Genomic DNA, 19,514 nt, shown 5'->3' with positions numbered 1-19,514 from the left:
AATGTTTGGTTAGAACCATAAGACTTCAAAAGAATAAAATGGTTTAATTGTAAATTCCACATTTATTCAAATAGTATGCCATTTCATAAATATAAATCTGTTTTCAATTTAAATAAACATAAAAAAAGTCCCAAAAACGGGACTTAAAAATTTATTTTTCTCTGATATAAATATCAATCGGAACTCCTGCAAAGTCCCAATTTTCTCTAATCTTATTTTCCAGATAACGTTTATATGGTTCTTTCACATATTGTGGCATATTGGCAAAAAATACAAACTGAGGCGTTGGAGTTGGCAATTGCATACAATATTTAATTTTCACATATTTACCTTTTGTTGCCGGTGGCGGATAAGCCTCGATAACTTTCAACATATATTCGTTGAATTTTGAAGTAGCAATTCTCTGTTTTCTGTTTTCAAAAACCTGAACCGTTGCTTCAAGTGCTTTCAATAAACGCTGTTTTGTCAATGCCGAAACGAATAAAATAGGTACATCCGTAAAAGGCATTAATTCTTTTTTGATTTTCTCTTCGTAATCACGAGTAGACATGGTATCTTTTTCTACCAAATCCCACTTGTTTACCAAGATCACAATACCCTTACGGTTTTTCTCTGCCAGCCAGAAAATACTCTGATCCTGCCCTTCAAATCCGCGGGTTGCATCAATAACCAAAATACAAATATCGGCATGCTCAATTGCCCTTACCGAGCGCATTACCGAATAAAATTCTAAATCTTCCTTTACTTTTGCTTTACGACGAATTCCCGCTGTATCAACTAGATTAAATTCGAAACCAAAACGGTCAAATTTAGTATCAATTGCATCCCGGGTTGTTCCTGCAATGTCTGTTACGATATAACGATCCTGACCAATCAAAGCATTGATAAAACTAGATTTACCAGCATTTGGGCGTCCTACAACAGCAAAACGAGGCAAATCTTCTTTAACCTCAACTTCTGGTTTCTCCGGAAATGCATCAATTAAGGCGTCTAATAAATCCCCCGTTCCGCTTCCTGAAATACTTGCGAAAGTAAAATAATCTCCTAATCCAAGATTATAAAACTCAATCGCATCTTTCTCACGCATTGCGTTATCTACTTTATTTACAGCCAATAAAACCGGTTTTGTTACTTTACGCAACAATTTAGCCACCGTTTCATCCATTGGTGTAATCCCTTCTTCAACATCAACTACAAAAATAATAACATCGGCTTCGTCAATAGCAAGCTCTACCTGTTTACGGATTTCTCCTTCGAATACGTCATCACTTCCGCGAACGTATCCTCCGGTATCAATGACAGAAAACTCTTTTCCGTTCCACTCGCTTTTACCATAGTTTCTATCACGGGTAACCCCAGATACTGAATCTACAATAGCTTCTCTTCTTTGTATCAGCCTATTAAACAGGGTCGATTTCCCCACGTTAGGTCTTCCTACTATCGCAACAATGTTATTATTCATTTTTTTGAATTTTACATCTCAGATCTCAGATTTAGATTCTGTTTTGAGCAAAATCATATAAATCGTTAATCCAAAATACTGTGTTTTAATTTTTTGCAAAGGTAGTTAAAAAAAGCTCCTAAGCTAATAAGTTTCTAAGTACCTAAGTTTTTCTTGTTATTTTCAGGAGCATATTCCAGCTATTCGCTATATCTTTTCCTGGCTAAAGAAGCCAGAAAAAGGATGCCGCTTCTATCTGGGCTAGGCCTTTAGGTTACAAGAATATTTTTGTTATTATTATTTTCTCAGCCAGCCCAGCAATCTGTCATTTTCGATTTTATAATTTCCTTCCTGATTTTTTAAAGCAAAAACTTCTCTGGAACTGCTGAATGGCCCCGGATTCTGCTGAATAATTTCAACTTCATTTTCAGAAACCTGAGAAATTATGGCCACATGTCCAAACCTATTTAACAACGATCCCGAAAAAATTACCAAATCGCCGATTTCAGGTCTTGCTTTACCCGGATTTGTGTATTGAATTAAATTCCGGTTCAAATTCAATTCGCCATCTTTTATTTTAGGATCAAAAAAGTCTTTTGCATGCCCGTAAGCGTCTGGCATTTTATGATTGTAATGTTCGTAATAATATCGTTTTACGAATTCAACACATTGGTATTTTAGCCCTAAGTTGTAATTGTCTTTTGTAACGTTTCTCTCGACAACGTTATCAACTCCACCGTTGTAATATACTTTGACTCCGTTTAAACTATCAAGTGGCTGCCCGATTACATAATCACTGTTTAAATTTACTTTTTTTACGACTTTTATTCCTGCGTAACCCAAAACTAAAACTGAAATAATCAGGAGTGTAATCTTTTTAATTTTCATTTCTCTGTTTAAGAATAATGTTCTTTTTAGTTCTATTGCGTGAGGGATGGAAACGACATCCTTTTGTGGCGGGGTTCGCCACAAAAGATATAGTGTACAGCCCGGCCCTTGGGACACGCCCAAAAAAATTTACTGATTATATCCGAATCGTTTTAGCATATTCGCATTGCTTCTCCAGTTTTTGTTCACTTTTACGTAAAGCTCAATGTGAATTTGTTTTCCGAAGAATTTCTCTAAATCAGCCCGGGCATCGGTCCCGACTTTTTTCAGTGCTGCACCTTTGTGGCCGATGATGATTCCCTTTTGCGTATCGCGCTCCACCATAATTACCGAACGGATTCTGATAATTTTTTCGTCTTCATGGAATTCTTCTGTTACGATTTCAACCGCATACGGAATCTCTTTACTATAGTTTAAAAGGATTTTTTCACGGATAGTTTCGTTTACAAAGAAACGCTCTGGCTTGTCTGTTAATTGATCTTTTGGGTAATAAGCCGGAGATTCTGGAAGCAAATCAATAATTCTGGTAAAAACTTCCGGAACATTAAAATTCTGCAAGGCCGAAATCGGGAAAATCTCTGCATTTGGCACTTTTGCTTTCCAAAATGCTACTTGCTCTTCTAATTGTTCCTGATTTGAATTGTCGATTTTATTCAATAATAATAAAACGGGAATCTTTGCGTAAATGATTTTATTAAAGAAAGCTTCATCTTTTAAGTCCTGCTCTCCTATCTCGACCATATAAATTAAAATGTCAGCATCTTCAAAAGCCGATTTAACGAAATTCATCATTGATTCCTGCATTTCGTATGCCGGTTTAATGATTCCGGGCGTATCAGACAATACTAACTGAAAGTCTTCTCCGTTTACGATTCCTAAAATCCTGTGACGTGTAGTTTGTGCTTTTGATGTAATGATGGATAATCTTTCTCCAACGAAGGCATTCATCAAGGTTGATTTTCCAACATTTGGATTTCCGATAATGTTTACGAATCCTGCTTTATGTGACATTTTTGTTCTATTTTAGTCTGCAAAGGTAGTCATATCAAGTTAATAGAGAAAATAAAACATTTTTTAAAGTTTTCGTTGGAATTCTCAAAAATCGGCGTATCTTTGCACCCGAAACATCGCGGGATAGAGCAGTAGGCAGCTCGTCGGGCTCATAACCCGAAGGTCACAGGTTCGAGTCCTGTTCCCGCTACTAAGACAAAGCTTCAGAGAAATCTGGAGCTTTTTTGTTTTCTCATAGCTTGTTTATAAAAGCCAATCATCTTTTTTTTATAATTATATTTAGATCTAAAATTTTGCCAATCAGAATTAAATTCGAAGACATCTTCAATTCTATAAACATAAGTGTTATTTTCTTGATTTTTATCATCCCAAAAAATTGTTTATAAATTTTTTCTTATATTTATAATTTAGATTTAAAATAATTACTTTATAAAACTTCTCTAAACAAAGCTGAATTCTAAACACCTTAGGATACTTAAAATAAGGTTTGTTAATTAACTTTAAGTTTTTCTCATTGAGTGATTCTAAAAAGGTTTTTCAGAATTAAAAACACATATTTCACTTTCATTTGTTACATGATTATCTCCATAAAGTGTGAGATCTACATTGAAAATTAGATGTTTCAATATCGAAACAATTTTGGAAAAAATAGTCTGTAAATATCCTATATTTTCCAATTAATACAATAGACGGTATCAAAATTTAAATGGATAACAGCTGGAATTCATCTGAGAAAATCAAATACCGAAGCTATTTTACGTGTTTATTCGGAAGCATAAAGTCCTAAAAAGCTAAAGAAATAGCCTTGGAAATTAGTGATTTTGGTAGTTTTATCTTTTTTAAACCTGGTTTTAAAAAGTTATCAATTTATTGTTGATTATTTTTGATCTTCGTTTCTATAATAACTAAAAGTATTATTTATACAGGCTTATTGTATCAGTCAAATTTTCTTTACTTATAAATGCAGTAATATATTCCTGCACTTCATTAGTACTTTCTGAAGGTGTTGCAAATGAATTGATATGAAATTCATCATCCTGATCCAGAATATGTATTATTTCTGTGTATCCTTTCGAAATTAAACTTCCTTTTAATCTAATTATATTCAACTGCTGCTGACCATTTAATTCCTTACGAACTTTTAGTTTTATAGCTTTATCCATAGTAAATATTTTTAAATTAATAAACCGTTTGATTAATTCAAATATAACTATTAATTATTTTAAAACAATCGCAGAAACAATCTATAAAATATTATTTATCAACATATTAATAACAATTTAAAAGAAAAACAAAATTATCAATTACCTTAAAAAATAGTATTCTTTACTATAATTATGATGTCAGTCGCATTTATCTAACTCTTTGCTTTTACTCGAAAGATATTTGTTTTAGTTTCCCATTAAGAATTATTAAAGTGATTTTAAATATTTGTAAGAAAGTTGATTTTTAAACTGAAAAAAAGAAAATCGAATTGATCATTTATATTTTAGATTTCCATTTCATACTCTTATTTAAAGATTAACAAATGTTAAAATCTTTAACAAAAAAAGTGGGAAATATTTTAACATTTTAAAAAAAAATTTACATTTGCAGGAAATTTAACAACCAAATCTGTGATAAAAAACTACAAAAGTGTTTTAATATTCTGTAATATATTAGCAATCATAATCTTACTATTTTTCATACTATTTACTTACAACAATTCTCCTAAAATTGTGTATGTCGATAACATCAAACTCTTTGATAATTTTAACATGACAAAGGAGTTAAAAAATTCAGGAGAAAAAGAATTCAATCTGAAAAAAACAACAGTCGATTCTTTATATGCAAAACTCCAATCGCCGGAAATTTCTCCGTCAGAAAAAAAACTGTTAATGCAGCAATTTGTTCAGCAAAAAGAAGAATTAGAACAGTTTAATCAATATTTCGCTGCTGAACAATCCTCAAAAATCTGGGCAAGAATAAAAAGTTATTCTTCAGAATTTTCAAAAGAAAACAAATACCAGCTTATAATTGGCTCTGAAAGCAAAACAAATGTCTTATTTGCTGATGAAAATATCGACGTTACAAACGATTTACTTACTTACATAAACAAAAAATATGAAGGACTTAAGTAGGCTTGTTTTAGCCTTTGTGCTTCTTGCTTTGTTTTCCTGTAAAAAAGAAGATTCCCAATCAAAAAAAATTGACGATTCAGAGATAAGAGACCGCTATTTTAACTTAGAAAAAATAGGATGGAAATCCCGTGCCTATACCCAAAAAATTGAGGATATCGGTTTTACTGCTACTGAAGTTCCTATTCAGTATTATTTTCTAAAAGATCAGGGAACAGAAAATTTAAAAACAGTAGATTCTCTTTATGAAGAAAATAAAAGAGAACGTGTAATTGAATTTACTTTTCAGCAGGACGAAGAGAAAGATTTACTGGCTAAAGATTTTACAGGAATGGAATATACTGATGCTGTAAAATATATGTCTTTTGGTCTTGATAAAGACTTTTATGTTGTGACTTCAAAAAAAGATACTATTCGATGCTCGGGAGTTACTTATGAACGCAGTTACAAAATAGCTCCTTATCAAAAAGTGATGCTGTTCTTCTCCGGAATTGACCCAAATGATAAAATACAATTAGTATATACAGATTACCTTTTTAGAAAGGGCACCATAAAATTTAAATTTAAAGATACCTATACTCCATTAGCCTTATGATCCAGCAAAGAAAAATAAGTAAATTTAAAAAAACAGTTGCTATTTATTTAGCCATGATGATATTGTTGGAAACCCTTCAGCCGATGCAGATTTATGCTTTGACTGGTGGTCCCTCCCAACCGGAATTTGAAGCCTTCACACCTATCGGTACCTCAGATATGGTAGATTTGGCGAGTGGCGATTTCAATTATAATATCCCAATCATGGATGTTGGAGGATATCCAATCAATCTTGCGTACAACTCCGGAGTAACTATGGATCAGGAAGCTTCGTGGGTAGGGCTTGGCTGGAACCTGGATGTTGGACAAATAAACAGACAGCTACGTGGTCTCCCGGACGATTTTAACGGAGATGAAATGATTTATGAAAACAACTTAAAACCTAATATTACCATTGGTTCAAGTGCAAATGTTTTTATAACAGCTTTTGGGATTAAAGAAGCAAAAGCCAACTTTGGTCTTGGGATTAAATACAATAATTATGATGGTGTTGGCGTATCTACAAATGCTGGTCTGAGCTATCAAATTAGTGAGAATCTTTCAGTAGGAATGGACCTTACCTCTTCTGCATCTGAGGGAGTATCCGTGTCACCTAAAATGTCTTTTTCTCGAAGATTAGGAATTACAGATAATGCAAATGTTGGTTTAGGACTGAATGCTGGCACCACTTATAATAGCAGAAAAGGTGTTGAGAGTGTTACACTTTCCCCTTCTGTTAGAGTAACTGCTAAAATTAATAATGTTATAGCAACAACAGGCTATGACTTTGGATCAATCGTATCTGTAAATAATGCTTCCTTTACTCCTACCAAAAGAGTTGGAATGACTTCTTCTAACTATATGTTTAATGTAAATGTTGAAGGCGAATTTTGGGGAGTTGAAGGGGGTGCAAAATTCTCAGGTTATGTTTCAAGTCAGGGTATAAAAGACTCTGAAAAATACAAAACTGAAAAAGCCTATGGATTTGAAAACACCTACAATGCCGGTAAATCTGATATTTTAGATTTTAACAGAGAGAAAGACAGAACATTTAATAAAAATACAACATCATTACCTGTTACAAACAATACTTATGACTTATATAGTATTCAGGGACAAGGAATTTCAGGAATGTATCGTCCTTACAAATCTCAGGTAGGTTATGTATACGACAATGAAACTACTGATGCAAGTTTCGGAGGAAATTTAGGTCTTGAGTTTGGTGCAGGCGGTGGTGTACACTTTGGGGTCGATGCAACAGTTACCTTAGGCAAGAGCAAATCTGTGATATGGAACCAATTGAATCCTGCTTTAGAAAGATTTAAAGAAAAAAAGAGCGGTAACAGCCCTGATTATGAAAAAGTCTTTTTCAAGAATATCGGAGGAAGCCATGTTGATCAGGAATTAAACATTCTGGAAGAAAATTTAGGAGGTTATAGCCCCATAAGGTTAAACATTGAAGGAGGAAAATTTTCAAGAAAAACCAGTAAAAACTACTATACTGATATTACTACAAAACCAAAGGTGGATGGAACTGGTTCAATTGTACGTAAAAAACGTCTGTCACGAAATCAATCTATCCAGAAATTAACACGATCAGAAGCTTTAAGTTATGGATCAAGCAAATACAAAAATAAAGAAGGTTTTGACAACATCAGCCCTTTTTCTATAAAAGGAAAACATGATCATCATACTTCAGAAATAAAAATCACCAAAGACGGCGGTGAACGCTATATTTATGGGCGTGCTGCTTATAATACCATTAAAAAAGAAACTACTTTTGATGTGGGCGAAGCAAAAGATGCAGACTTTAAAACTGGTTTGGTTCCTTATCGAAAAAATGTTGACAATTCTATAAATAATGATCAGGATGGTGATAAATACTTTAACCGTATTACTACACCTGCGTATGCCCATACTTATTTACTAACCTCTGTTTTATCATCTGACTATCAGGATTTAACTGATGACGGTCCTTCTGATGATGACTTAGGCACCTATACTAAATTTGAGTACGAAAATAAAAACAAGGCCAAATCTACTTATAAGTGGAGGATCCCATTCAAAGAAGATATGGCCAATTATGACGAAGGACTACGTGCCAGCAAGAAAGACAATAAAGGGAATTACATCTATGGAGAAAAAGAATTACTGTATGTTAAAAAAATAGTTACCAAAACACATGTGGCCATTTTTCATCTCTCAGAAAGAAAAGATGGTTATGGAGTCGCAGGTGAAAATGGTGGATTGGGCGAGGATTCTAAAATGTACAAACTCGATAAAATCTCACTTTATTCTAAGCCCGAATACGAAGCAAAAGAAGATCCAACACCAATCAAAGAAGCGCATTTTGAGTATAATTATAGTTTGTGCCCCGGAATTGACAACAATAAAAACAATACAGGAGCTAACAAAGAGAATCATGCCCTTGATGGAGAAAGAGGTAAGTTAACGCTAAGCAAAGTTTATTTTACTTATAAAAACTCAAAAATGGGGAAATTTACTCCCTATGTTTTCAACTATGCTCCTAAAGTAACTGTTAACAATATACAATATGATTTGAATGTTCCTTATGACATGAAAGCTTATGATGTCTGGGGAAATTACAAAAAATCAAATGATGTTATCAGCGGCAAAACATTAGGAAATATGTCAAATGCAGAGTTCCCGTTTGTTGACCAAAGCGATCGTGAAGTAGCAGACCTATATGCCGCAACATGGTTACTCAAAACGATACAGCTGCCATCGGGAGGTAAAATCGAAGTTAATTTTGAAGCTGATGACTATGCTTTTGTACAAAATAAGCAGGCCATGCAGATGTTTAAAGTAGTAGGAAGCGGAAACGACCCTAGCGGTACTATTTATAACGACATCAATAAAATTTCTTTGGGCAAGTATATTTATATTGAAATTGATCAAAATTTTGATATTCATCAAACTAATGCCGTCAAAAAATTTGAAGACACTTATCTTAAATCTATAGGAGGCGAAGACAATCCACTGTATTTCAGATTCCTCCTTAATATGACCACCACAAAGCCCTTACCGGGAGCAAGCGAAGATAAATTTGATTATGTTACGGGTTATGTAAGAAAAGATATTTCCGGCTATAGTCTTTTTGAAATTGGAGTGAAAAAATATGCCTCAATTCCAGTTCAGGATACTGGAAGTGGAGACAGCTTTGAATCCAGTACACCTGTAAGCCCAATACAAAAGGTAAATCCTATACAAAAAGCCGGCTGGAATTTTGGAAGACAATACTTAAGCAGGCTCATGTATGATAAACATAGAGAAGAAGACACTAAAAATGTAAAAGGGATTGTAATGCAATTGATTGGCTGGATGCCGGAACTTCTAAATATTTTCAAAAGTCCGGACAAACAGCTAAAAGACAATGGAATTGCCAGCAAATTTGTTACGAATAAGTCCTGGATTCGCCTTATGAATCCAAACGGACATAAAATTGGTGGAGGCAGCAGGGTTAAAAACATTCAGCTACATGATCAATGGGATGTAATGACCGATAATGGCGATGATGCCGATTACAAGCAGTTTTATGGTCAGAAATATACTTATACAGATGTAGATGGCAAGTCATCATCAGGTGTTGCTACTTATGAACCTTTGGGCTGTAAAGAAAATCCATTTGTAAAACCTTTTTATGATAAAAATAAAAAAGAACTTTTATTAGGACCGGATACCGAAAATTATGTTGAAGAACCTTTTGGAGAATCCTTTTTTCCATCCCCAAAAATAACGTACAGCAGGGTTATGGTGGCTAATTTACCAAGGGAAAAAACAGAAAATAGTCAAACTATGGTTGTCAAAAAACATGCTACAGGGGCTGTTGTAACGGAGTTTTACACTTCAAAAGATTTTCCAACTATAGCAGATCGCACAACATTAGCATCCCAATTTGATAAGTCAACGCCTTTGGCTAGCTTATTAAATTTAAATGTAAAAAACCATATTACTTTATCGCAAGGGTTTTCTGTTCATACAAATGACATGGATGGGAAAATGAAAAACCAGCAGGTATATGGTGAAGACCAAAAGAAACCAATCTCGGGAGTTGAATACAATTATAGCAAAACAACCACTGTTCAGAATTTAAATTCAGGAAGACTGAATAATACTATATCAACAATTGATTCAAAAGGTGCTATCAGAGATAAACTGGTAGGTGTTGATTATGATGTTATAAACGATTTTAGAGAAAGTACCACGACCACCACAACTGCAGGAGCCCATTTTAATCTTGCAACTTTACCTTTTACCCTGATTGTTATTGTTGTTCCTACTCTTATTCCAACATATTCCAAGCATGAAGATCAGATTAGAACTGCTACCACCACAAAAGTGATTCACAGTTCCGGAATTCTTGTTGAAAAAGTAGCGTTTGATAACGGATCAAAAGTGTCCACCAAAAATATCGCCTGGGATGCCGATACAGGCGAAGTTTTGGTAACTGAAACGACGAATGAGTACAAAGACCATTATTACAGTTTTAATTTCCCTGCCTACTGGAGTTATGCCGGAATGAGTCAGGCTGCCAAAAATGCAGAGCTAACATCAAAAATAGAACCGTCAGATAACGGCTATAAATTCGAAGGAAATTCAACAGAAAAACCATCTGACTACTTAATTAATGGAGATGAAGTCTGGGTTACAGGGAAAGATAGCGAAGGATTTAAACAATATATCAGGGCCTGGGTCGTAAAACTAACCGATACAAATTTCAAATTGCTCGATATAAATGGAAAATTGGTTAAAAATATCCTGACTGATGGAAAAATGAAAGTAATCCGTTCGGGATATCGCAATATGCAAATGGCTTCAATGGCCAGCATAACCTCTATGAGAAACCCATTGTATAAATATAATTCCAATAATGATATAACAGGTCCAAGAGATGTAATTGCAGCTGCCGAATCAGAGAATAATCCTGCCTATTTGCCAAATGCAAATGACAGAATCGTAAACGCTTCTGCAGTAGAATACAATGATATCTGGCCTTCTCAATGTGAATGCAATCTGCCAAAAATGACATTTAGAGAAGATGGAAGTTTGATATATGAATATGAAAAAATAATAAGTGCGGATGACGACGCTGATTCTGATAAATATTACAATCCATATCTCTATAATGTTTTGGGTAACTGGAGAGCCAATAAATCTTATGCCTATTTAACAGGACGAAATTATACCGCAGATCCTACACCGCGTAAAACAGGATTTTTTATCGATTTTGCTTCATTCTATCTTTTTGAAGATAATAAATGGGGTAAAAAAAATACTGACAAATGGACCTCTGCTTCAGAAGTTACCCAATACAGCCCTTATGGTCAGGAAGTCGAAAACAAAGATGCGTTAAACCGTTATTCATCTGCTTTATATGGTTACAACAATCGTTTTCCGGTAGCTGTAGCATCCAATACAAAATATAATGAACTGGCTGCTGACGGATTTGAAGATTACGACAATGAAGAGTGTACAAAAGCATCCCATTTTGATTATAAAGCACAGTTAAAACAAAACGACATCAGTGTATCTTCTTCTCAATCCCATACAGGACGAAAAAGTTTAAGGATAGCCCCGGGTAAAAAAGCAACAGTAAAAAAACAGGTAATTCTTTGCGCTCCAACAGGAGCTCCAGTTCAATAATACTTTAAGATTCAGATGAAATTAACCTGCCGATTTGTTTTCAGCATACTACTCTTTTTGAGTATCACTACTGTATTTTCTCAAAATTTCAGCGACCGGGAAACAGGTTTTGATGCTGCCAGAATTACTGCGGCATTAAAAAAACGAGGTCTTACAGATGAGAACATACAACAAGAAGTTCTACTCATGCGTAAACTACACAATGAACAGTATGCTGCAATGAAAAAAAGTGAAGATGAAATTTTGCAGAAAATAACATCTGAACAAGTTTTAAAAACAGAAACAAATATAATTACAAACAATAGTCAAAGCACAAACAAGAGTTTAACTGTAAACAACAGCTTAACCGCAAAAACTGCAAGTACTCTTGCCGTGGACATTCCTCAAACAGAAAAGGACGCTTTATTGGCGCTATACAATAGTACCAATGGAAACAGCTGGACTAACAAAACAGGCTGGGATTTTAGCACTCCTGTTACTTCTGGATGGTATGGAATTACGGTTACAAATGGACATGTAACTGCGATTATTTTAAATAATAACAACTTAGTAGGAACAATTCCTGCCGCAATTGGGCAATTAACAGAAATACAATGGCTTCATTTAAACGCTAATAAATTAAGCGGAACAATACCTGTTGAAATTGGGCAGTTAACAAAACTTCAAGAACTGCAGTTATACACTAATCTATTAAGCGGAACAATACCTGCTTCTATTGGACAATTAACACAACTTACTACACTTGGATTATTCTCTAATCAATTAACCGGATCAATACCTGCTACAATTGGGCAACTAACAAAACTTCTAAATCTTTATTTATTCAATAATCAATTAAGCGGAACAATTCCTGCTGAAATTGGACAATTAACACAACTTCAATCACTTCAATTACACACTAACCAATTAACTGGTACAATACCAGCAGAAATTGGACTATTAACAAATATTACAACTCTTTATTTATATCAAAATCAATTAACCGGAACAATACCTACTCAAATTGGGCAGTTAACAAAAATTACATCGCTTTATTTACATCTAAATCAGTTAACCGGAATAATACCTGCTACAATTGGAAAGCTAACAAAAACGACAACGCTTCTTTTATACTCCAATCAACTAACCGGAGAGATTCCTGCCCAAATTGGACAATTAACACAACTTCAATATCTTTCTATAACTAATAATCAATTAAGCGGCTTAATACCTGCTGAAATCGGACAGTTAACAAAACTTCAAAACCTGCTTCTAAACAATAATCAATTGAGCGGAACAATACCTGCTTCAATTGGACAGTTAACACAACTTCAAAACCTTTTTTTACATTTCAATCAATTAAGCGGATCAATTCCTGCTGAAATTGGACAGTTAGCAAATCTTACAAAACTTTATATATCCAATAATCAATTAACTGGTACTATACCTACTCAAATTGGACAATTAACTCAACTTTTAGAACTTTATCTATACAATAATCAGTTGAGTGGAACAATACCCGCTCAAATCGGACAGTTAACAAAACTCATATCACTTCAATTATATGCAAATCAATTAACCGGTACAATACCTGTTGAAATAGGAAAATTAATAAATGTTCAAAACATTAGCCTCGCTTCTAATCAATTAACAGGAGTACTCCCTACCCAAATTCGACAATTAGCACAACTTCAATTCCTTTCTCTAAATAATAATCAACTAACCGGGATAATACCATCTGAAATTGGACAGCTAACAAAGCTTATCAGGCTTTACCTTCAGAACAATCAGTTTAATGGAGGTATCCCTGTTCAAATTGGACTATTAACTCAACTTACAGAACTTTTGCTATACAGCAATCAGTTAAGTGGCTCTATACCTAATGAAATAGGAAAATTAATAAAAATTCAAACTATTAATTTGGGTAGTAATCAACTAAGCGGAACAATACCTGCTACAATTGGACAATTAACATCAGCACTAGGTCTACTTCTTCAAGGTAATAAATTAACCGGATCAATCCCTGCTGAAATTGGACAGTTAACAAAACTCCAATACCTTTATTTATATGCTAATCAGTTAAGCGGAACAATACCAACTTCTCTTGGGCAATTAACACAACTGCAAAACCTTTACTTACAAAATAATCAATTACAAGGCAATATTCCGAATTTAAGCAATGTTACATTAGGTTTAAGTTTTCACACCAATAAGTTTCGATTTGTTGATTTTGCATCCCAATTTAGTGCATTCAAAAGTAAACTTACCATATTTGAATATTCTAACCAAGCTAAAACAGATTCTGAAGTAACCATAACAAAAACCGCCGGAGAAACGCAAACATTAACCATGTATGAAGACGGTCGTTTTACACCAGCTGATACCTATCAGTGGTATAGAAACGGAGTGGCTGTAGCGGGTGCAACTTCCAGACAATATACTTTGTCGAATTTAACAACTGCCAATGCCGGGGATTATCATTGTGTTTCCACAAATTCCCAAATGACTATTTCAACGGTTACGAATCAAAACCTTGTTTTGACCCGAAATACAATTCATTTAAAGGTAAACAATTGTAATGCCTTTTTAAGTTCTGCTGTGGGAACAAATGCACAAATCATCTGTCCTTCAACAGCTATTACACCTATTATTTATACTACCGCAGGATTGATAACCGGTGCAACATTTTCAGGACTGCCTGGTGGTGTCACGGGAACTTTTGCATCCAATACAATAACAATCAGCGGAACTCCAGCCTCTACGGGAACATTTGCTTATACCGTAACCTATACAGGAAGCTGCGGTGTTGTTGTAACTTCAACAGGAACTATTGCTGTTCAGACCAAAACAGTAAATACGGCTTCGGCTGCTCCGGTTGTATGCATAAACAATGCTATAATACCTATTATGCATGCTACTCAGGGAGGAACTTTTACACTCGGTGTACCAACAGGGTTACCTCCAGGAGTGACTGCTACATGGGAAACAAACATCTTAACCATCAGCGGAACCCCTACAACTTCAGGAGTATTTAATTACAGTATTCCTCTTTTAGGTGGATGTGGTAGTACTATAAATGCTACCGGAAAAATTACCGTTTCGGCGCCTGGTACTATAACCCTTAGCTCCTCAGCCGGTACAGACAATCAGTCAAAAAATATCAATACCCTCCTTACTCCTATAACCTATACTACTACAGGTACTACCGGAGCTGCTGTTACAGGATTACCCGCAGGAGTGACGGGCAGTTTTGCCTCTAATACGGTTACTATTACAGGTACTCCTACTGTTTCGGGGACATTTAATTATTTGATAACCCTGCCAGGAGAATGTAATACTACTATAAGCGGAAAAATTACTTCTTTGTGCGAACCTATTACAGGTGTAATAAAAATCATTAATGAACCAACTCCAACGAGTTATCCTTTTCAGTTTTCTAATTCGAATACTACTTCATCTGCGGCTTGTACGCAAACAACATTTCCGGTCGAATTATATACTAATACACCTACTTTAGGGGTTGGAACAATCCTATATTGGAACGACCAGCTAACCACTGTTTATAATGGCAGCAATCTGTGGTATCAGGAAAGTGCTGCGGGTACCTCCTATCTTATTGGGAACTCCGGACAAATAACACAAGCCGTTGGCTGTCTTAAATCCTTTTGGTACAAGGCAGATGATGTTGTGGTGAATCCGGAACCTAATTATGTTATCTATTTAACTGAAGCCGGAACCCAAGCCAGATTTGATTTGCCAAGAGAGGAAAGTGGAAATCCCTGTGAAGAAATTAGAGCTGTAAAAATAATACGGTTCCATAGAGTGTCGCCTTGTACGCCTCCAGGTCACGCATTTCGATTTTCAAATTCCGGAACAGTCCAGTCAGCAGTTTGTAACCAAACTCAATTCCCTCTTACATTTTATGCAGATTCCGAAACATTAGATGTTAAAACGATACTTTATTCAGATATAAACCTAACGACTCCTATAACCATAACTGGTACAAATGTATGGTACAAAAATGAAGAAAATGGGCTATCGTATAAAGTCAACAGTTTGGGCAAAATAGGTCTTATTTCTTCCTGCAGTACTTCAGGTCCTGGCTCCGGATATGCGTATCAGGTTTCAGGTCCTGGCAGAAATAGTTCTGGCCTTGCCTGCTCGCAAACTACTTTTCCCAACACCTATTATGCCGCGACAAGCTCGCTGGGGATTGGTTCACAAATGTATACCTCCAGCAGTTTGACAACAAAATTGGGGGGCGGAGATGTATGGTATAAATGTCTTGATCCTGATGTATTTTATGCATTCAAGGTTGGCACAGGTGGCATAGTAACCGAAATTGTTACTTGTGGAGGAAATTAAAAATAAAAATGAGTAGATGAATTTGTTCACAAAACAAAGAATCATTAATTAAAAAATTATGACAAACATTTTTAAAATAAAAAAATACTGGATCATCACTTTATTCATGATCTTATTTTCATTGGTGTCATTTGCACAGGAATATAATGATAAAACTATTGGTTTTGATGCTGACAGAATTACTCTTGCCTTAAAAAAACGAGGACTTACAGATGATGATATACATCAAGAAGTTGCACTCATGCGTAAACTTCAAAATGAGCAGTACATAGCAATGAAAAAAAATGATGAGGAAATTTTGCAGAAAATAACATCTGAACAGGTTTTACCAAAGGAAACAAATAAAACTTCGAATACTAAACTAACCGCAAAAACGGCAAGCACTCTTGTAGCAGATATACCACAAACAGAAAAGGACGCTTTATTGGCGCTATACAATAGTACCAATGGAAACAACTGGACGAAGAAAACAGGCTGGGATTTTAGTACTCCTGTTACTTCAGGCTGGTACGGAATTACGGTTACCGCAGGGCATGTTACCGGAATTAATTTAAGTAACAATAATCTAAATGGAATAATACCTTCTTCGATTGGGCAGTTAACAGAACTTCAAACATTTTATTTAAACCAAAATCAATTAATCGGAACAATACCTTCTGAAATTCGAGAATTAACTAAACTTACATTACTATATTTACATACTAATCAATTAAGCGGAACAATACCTGCGGAAATTGGACAGTTAACAAAACTTACATCACTTCAATTACACATTAATAAATTAAGCGGTACGATACCTGCTGAAATTGGAAAATTAACAAGTCTTACATCTCTTCTTTTATACAATAATCAATTAACCGGTATAATACCTAATGTACTTGGAGAGTTAACAAAACTTTTATCACTCCAATTACACATGAATCAACTAACAGGTACGATACCTGATGAAATTGGACAATTAACAAAACTTCAAACTCTTTATTTACATAGTAATCGATTAACTGGTACAATACCTGTTGAAATTGGGCAGCTAACGCAACTCCAGAGACTTTATTTGTGTAATAATCAATTAACTGGGACAATACCTTCGGAAATTGGACAACTAAAAGAAATTTTAGAGCTTTTTTTATACAATAATCAGTTAAAGGGGGCAATACCTTTTCAAATAGGAGGGTTAACAAAACTTTCATCACTCCAATTACACATCAATCAATTAAGCGGAATGATACCTTCCGAAATTGGGCAGCTAACCAAACTTCAAAAGCTTTTTTTAAATAATAATCAATTAAGTGAAAAAATACCTGATGAAATTGGACAGCTAACCCAACTTACATCACTTCAATTACATTTTAATCAGTTAAGTGGAAAAATACCTGCTTCAATTGGACAGCAAACACAACTTCAAAGTCTTTATTTAAATAATAATAAATTAAGCGATAACATTCCTATTGAAATTGGAAAACTAACAAAAGTTACATATGTTAATTTAAGTAACAATACATTTACAGGACAGATACCTGCTGAAATTGGACAATTAGTACTGCTTCAGAACCTTTATTTAAATAATAATCAATTAAGCGGCACAATACCTGCCGCAATTGGACAATTATTACAACTTAAACTAGTTTTTTTCGATACTAATCGATTAGAAGGCCCAATCCCAGATTTAACCAATGTTATATCGCAAATTAAATTTGTTACCAATAAGTTTCGATTTGCTGATTTTGCTTCTCAATATAGTGCATATAAGAGTAAACTCACTCTTTTTGAATATTCAAACCAAGCCAAAACAGATTCTGAAGTAACTTTAACTAAAGCTGCCGGAGAAACTCAAACAATAACCATGTATGAAGACAATCGTTTTACACCAGCTGATACCTATCAGTGGTATAAAAACGGAGTGGCTATAGCGGGTGCAACTTCCAGACAATATACGCTATCGAATTTAACAACTGCCAATGCCGGTGATTATTATTGTGTTTCCACAAATCCCCAAATGACTATAACAACCGTTACGAATCAAAACCTTGTTTTGACCCGAAATACAATTCATTTAAAGGTAAACAATTGTAATGCCTTTTTAAGTTCTGCTGTGGGAACAAATGTACAAATCACCTGTCCTTCAACAGCTATTACACCTATTACTTATACTACTGCAGGATTGATAACCGGTGCAACATTTTCAGGACTGCCTAGTGGTGTCACGGGAAATTTTTCATCCAATACCGTAACAATTAGTGGAACTCCAGCCACTACAGGAACTTTTGCTTATACCGTAACCTATACAGGAAGTTGTGGTACTGTTGTAACCTCAAAAGGAACTATTACTATTTCAAACAAAACTGTAAATGCAGCTTCAGCTTCTCCGGTTGTATGCATTAATACCGCTATAACACCAATCACACATACAACTTCAGGAGGAACTTTGACTCTTGGCACTCCATCGGGATTGCCTGCGGGGGTAACTGCTGCATGGGCATCAAACATCTTAACCATCAGCGGGACTCCTACTGCCTCAGGTGTATTTAATTACAGTATTCCTGTTTTGGGCGGATGCGGTGATACTATAAATGCTACCGGAAAAATTACCGTTTCGGCGCCTGGTACTATAACACTTAGCTCCTCAGCCGGTACAGACAATCAGTCAAAAAATATCAATACCATCCTTACCCCTATAACCTATACTACTACAGGTACTACCGGAGCTGCTGTTACAGGATTACCCGCAGGAGTGACGGGCAGTTTTGCCTCTAATACGGTTACTATTACAGGTACTCCTACTGTTTCGGGGACATTTAATTATTTGATAACCCTGCCAGGAGAATGTAATACTACTATAAGCGGAAAAATTACTTCTTTGTGCGAACCTATTACAGGTGTAATAAAAATCATTAATGAACCAACTCCAACGAGTTATCCTTTTCAGTTTTCGAGCTCCGGCACAGTAAGATTATCTGCTTGCAGCAAAACAGAATTTCCTAATACATTTTATGCAGCAACAGCAACATTAAGTGTTGGTACTATACTTTATACAAACGAAGCCTTGACAACTCCTTTGGCATATGGAAGCTTATGGTATAAGAACCAAGCCAATGGAACTTCAAACAAAGTAGACAGTTCCGGCAAAATAGTCACGATTACTACCTGTGGTTCAGGGTCTGATCCTGATTCCGGTCCTGGGTATGCATTTCAATTTTCAACTCCAAGACTCCAAAGAGATTGCGGAGCGATTACTTTCCCGGTAACCTATTACGCTGCTACAAATTTTGTAGGTGTCGGGACAACACTTTATACCAGCAAAAGTTTAACAACCGCTTTGGGAGGCGGTTACTGGATTAAACTAGCTGATTCAAATTTTGCTTACCTGATTGGGAATGGAGGCATACTATCCTCAGAATTTAATTGTGGAGTGCAATAAAAACAGAAAGAAAAAAATAAAAATGAATAGATGAATTTGTTGATAGGAACAAAGAATC

General features: G+C 35.0%; 9 protein-coding genes and 1 tRNA gene. 6 read left to right on the top strand and 4 right to left on the bottom strand.

Going from position 1 to position 19,514, the window contains the following annotated elements:
- Window positions 1–151: 151 nt before the first annotated feature.
- The 3 genes from der to era form a co-directional block, all read right to left on the bottom strand.
- Entirely contained in the window at window positions 152–1,462 is a 1,311-nt protein-coding gene (gene der / locus OZP09_RS17130; RefSeq protein ID WP_269234913.1) for a ribosome biogenesis GTPase Der, read from the bottom strand.
- Between the two features lie 276 nt (window positions 1,463–1,738).
- Entirely contained in the window at window positions 1,739–2,329 is a 591-nt protein-coding gene (locus OZP09_RS17125) for a CHAP domain-containing protein (RefSeq protein WP_269234912.1), read from the bottom strand.
- A gap of 129 nt (window positions 2,330–2,458) precedes the next feature.
- On the bottom strand, window positions 2,459–3,340 hold the full coding sequence (era, locus tag OZP09_RS17120; RefSeq protein ID WP_281309721.1) for a GTPase Era: 882 nt from the start codon (window positions 3,338–3,340) through the stop codon (window positions 2,459–2,461).
- A 117-nt stretch (window positions 3,341–3,457) separates the two neighbouring features.
- On the opposite strand from era, the gene OZP09_RS17115 reads away from it, so the two are divergent.
- A tRNA-Met gene (locus OZP09_RS17115) sits at window positions 3,458–3,530 on the top strand.
- Window positions 3,531–4,254: 724 nt separating this feature from the next.
- On the opposite strand, the gene OZP09_RS17110 is transcribed toward OZP09_RS17115, so the two are convergent.
- Window positions 4,255–4,503 (bottom strand): hypothetical protein, encoded by a 249-nt coding sequence (locus tag OZP09_RS17110; protein WP_269234911.1) that lies wholly within the window; start codon window positions 4,501–4,503, stop codon window positions 4,255–4,257.
- Window positions 4,504–4,956: 453 nt separating this feature from the next.
- Here OZP09_RS17110 and OZP09_RS17105 point away from each other — a divergent pair, with 453 nt between their 5' ends.
- The 5 genes from OZP09_RS17105 to OZP09_RS17085 are packed head-to-tail and all read left to right on the top strand — an operon-like array spanning window position 4,957 to window position 19,456.
- Complete coding sequence (locus tag OZP09_RS17105; protein WP_349293606.1) at window positions 4,957–5,460, top strand: OmpH/Skp family outer membrane protein; 504 nt, start codon at window positions 4,957–4,959, stop codon at window positions 5,458–5,460.
- Complete coding sequence (locus OZP09_RS17100) at window positions 5,444–6,052, top strand: hypothetical protein (RefSeq protein ID WP_269234909.1); 609 nt, start codon at window positions 5,444–5,446, stop codon at window positions 6,050–6,052. Before OZP09_RS17105 ends, OZP09_RS17100 begins: the two co-directional genes overlap by 17 nt.
- Complete coding sequence (locus tag OZP09_RS17095; RefSeq protein ID WP_281309720.1) at window positions 6,049–11,694, top strand: hypothetical protein; 5,646 nt, start codon at window positions 6,049–6,051, stop codon at window positions 11,692–11,694. Before OZP09_RS17100 ends, OZP09_RS17095 begins: the two co-directional genes overlap by 4 nt.
- A 15-nt stretch (window positions 11,695–11,709) precedes the next feature.
- The gene (locus OZP09_RS17090; protein WP_281309719.1) at window positions 11,710–16,038 is read left to right on the top strand and encodes a leucine-rich repeat domain-containing protein; all 4,329 of its coding nucleotides are present in this window, start codon (window positions 11,710–11,712) and stop codon (window positions 16,036–16,038) included.
- A 58-nt stretch (window positions 16,039–16,096) separates the two neighbouring features.
- The gene (locus OZP09_RS17085) at window positions 16,097–19,456 is read left to right on the top strand and encodes a leucine-rich repeat domain-containing protein (RefSeq protein ID WP_281309718.1); all 3,360 of its coding nucleotides are present in this window, start codon (window positions 16,097–16,099) and stop codon (window positions 19,454–19,456) included.
- The last annotated feature ends 58 nt before the right edge of the window (window positions 19,457–19,514 follow it).

It is taken from the genome of Flavobacterium flavigenum, assembly GCF_027111255.2.
Classification (GTDB): Bacteria; Bacteroidota; Bacteroidia; order Flavobacteriales; family Flavobacteriaceae; genus Flavobacterium; species Flavobacterium flavigenum.
Note: the sequence above shows the minus strand (reverse complement) of the source record. Positions and strands in the feature narration are given on the sequence as shown.

Excerpts from the sequence above, each read along its gene's own strand:
- der (WP_269234913.1), bottom strand. The coding sequence starts at position 1,462 with ATGAATAATAACATTGTTGCGATAGTAGGAAGACCTAACGTGGGGAAA.
- OZP09_RS17125 (WP_269234912.1), bottom strand. The coding sequence starts at position 2,329 with ATGAAAATTAAAAAGATTACACTCCTGATTATTTCAGTTTTAGTTTTG.
- era (WP_281309721.1), bottom strand. The coding sequence starts at position 3,340 with ATGTCACATAAAGCAGGATTCGTAAACATTATCGGAAATCCAAATGTT.
- OZP09_RS17110 (WP_269234911.1), bottom strand. The coding sequence starts at position 4,503 with ATGGATAAAGCTATAAAACTAAAAGTTCGTAAGGAATTAAATGGTCAG.
- OZP09_RS17100 (WP_269234909.1), top strand. The coding sequence starts at position 5,444 with ATGAAGGACTTAAGTAGGCTTGTTTTAGCCTTTGTGCTTCTTGCTTTG.
- OZP09_RS17095 (WP_281309720.1), top strand. The coding sequence starts at position 6,049 with ATGATCCAGCAAAGAAAAATAAGTAAATTTAAAAAAACAGTTGCTATT.
- OZP09_RS17090 (WP_281309719.1), top strand. The coding sequence starts at position 11,710 with ATGAAATTAACCTGCCGATTTGTTTTCAGCATACTACTCTTTTTGAGT.
- OZP09_RS17085 (WP_281309718.1), top strand. The coding sequence starts at position 16,097 with ATGACAAACATTTTTAAAATAAAAAAATACTGGATCATCACTTTATTC.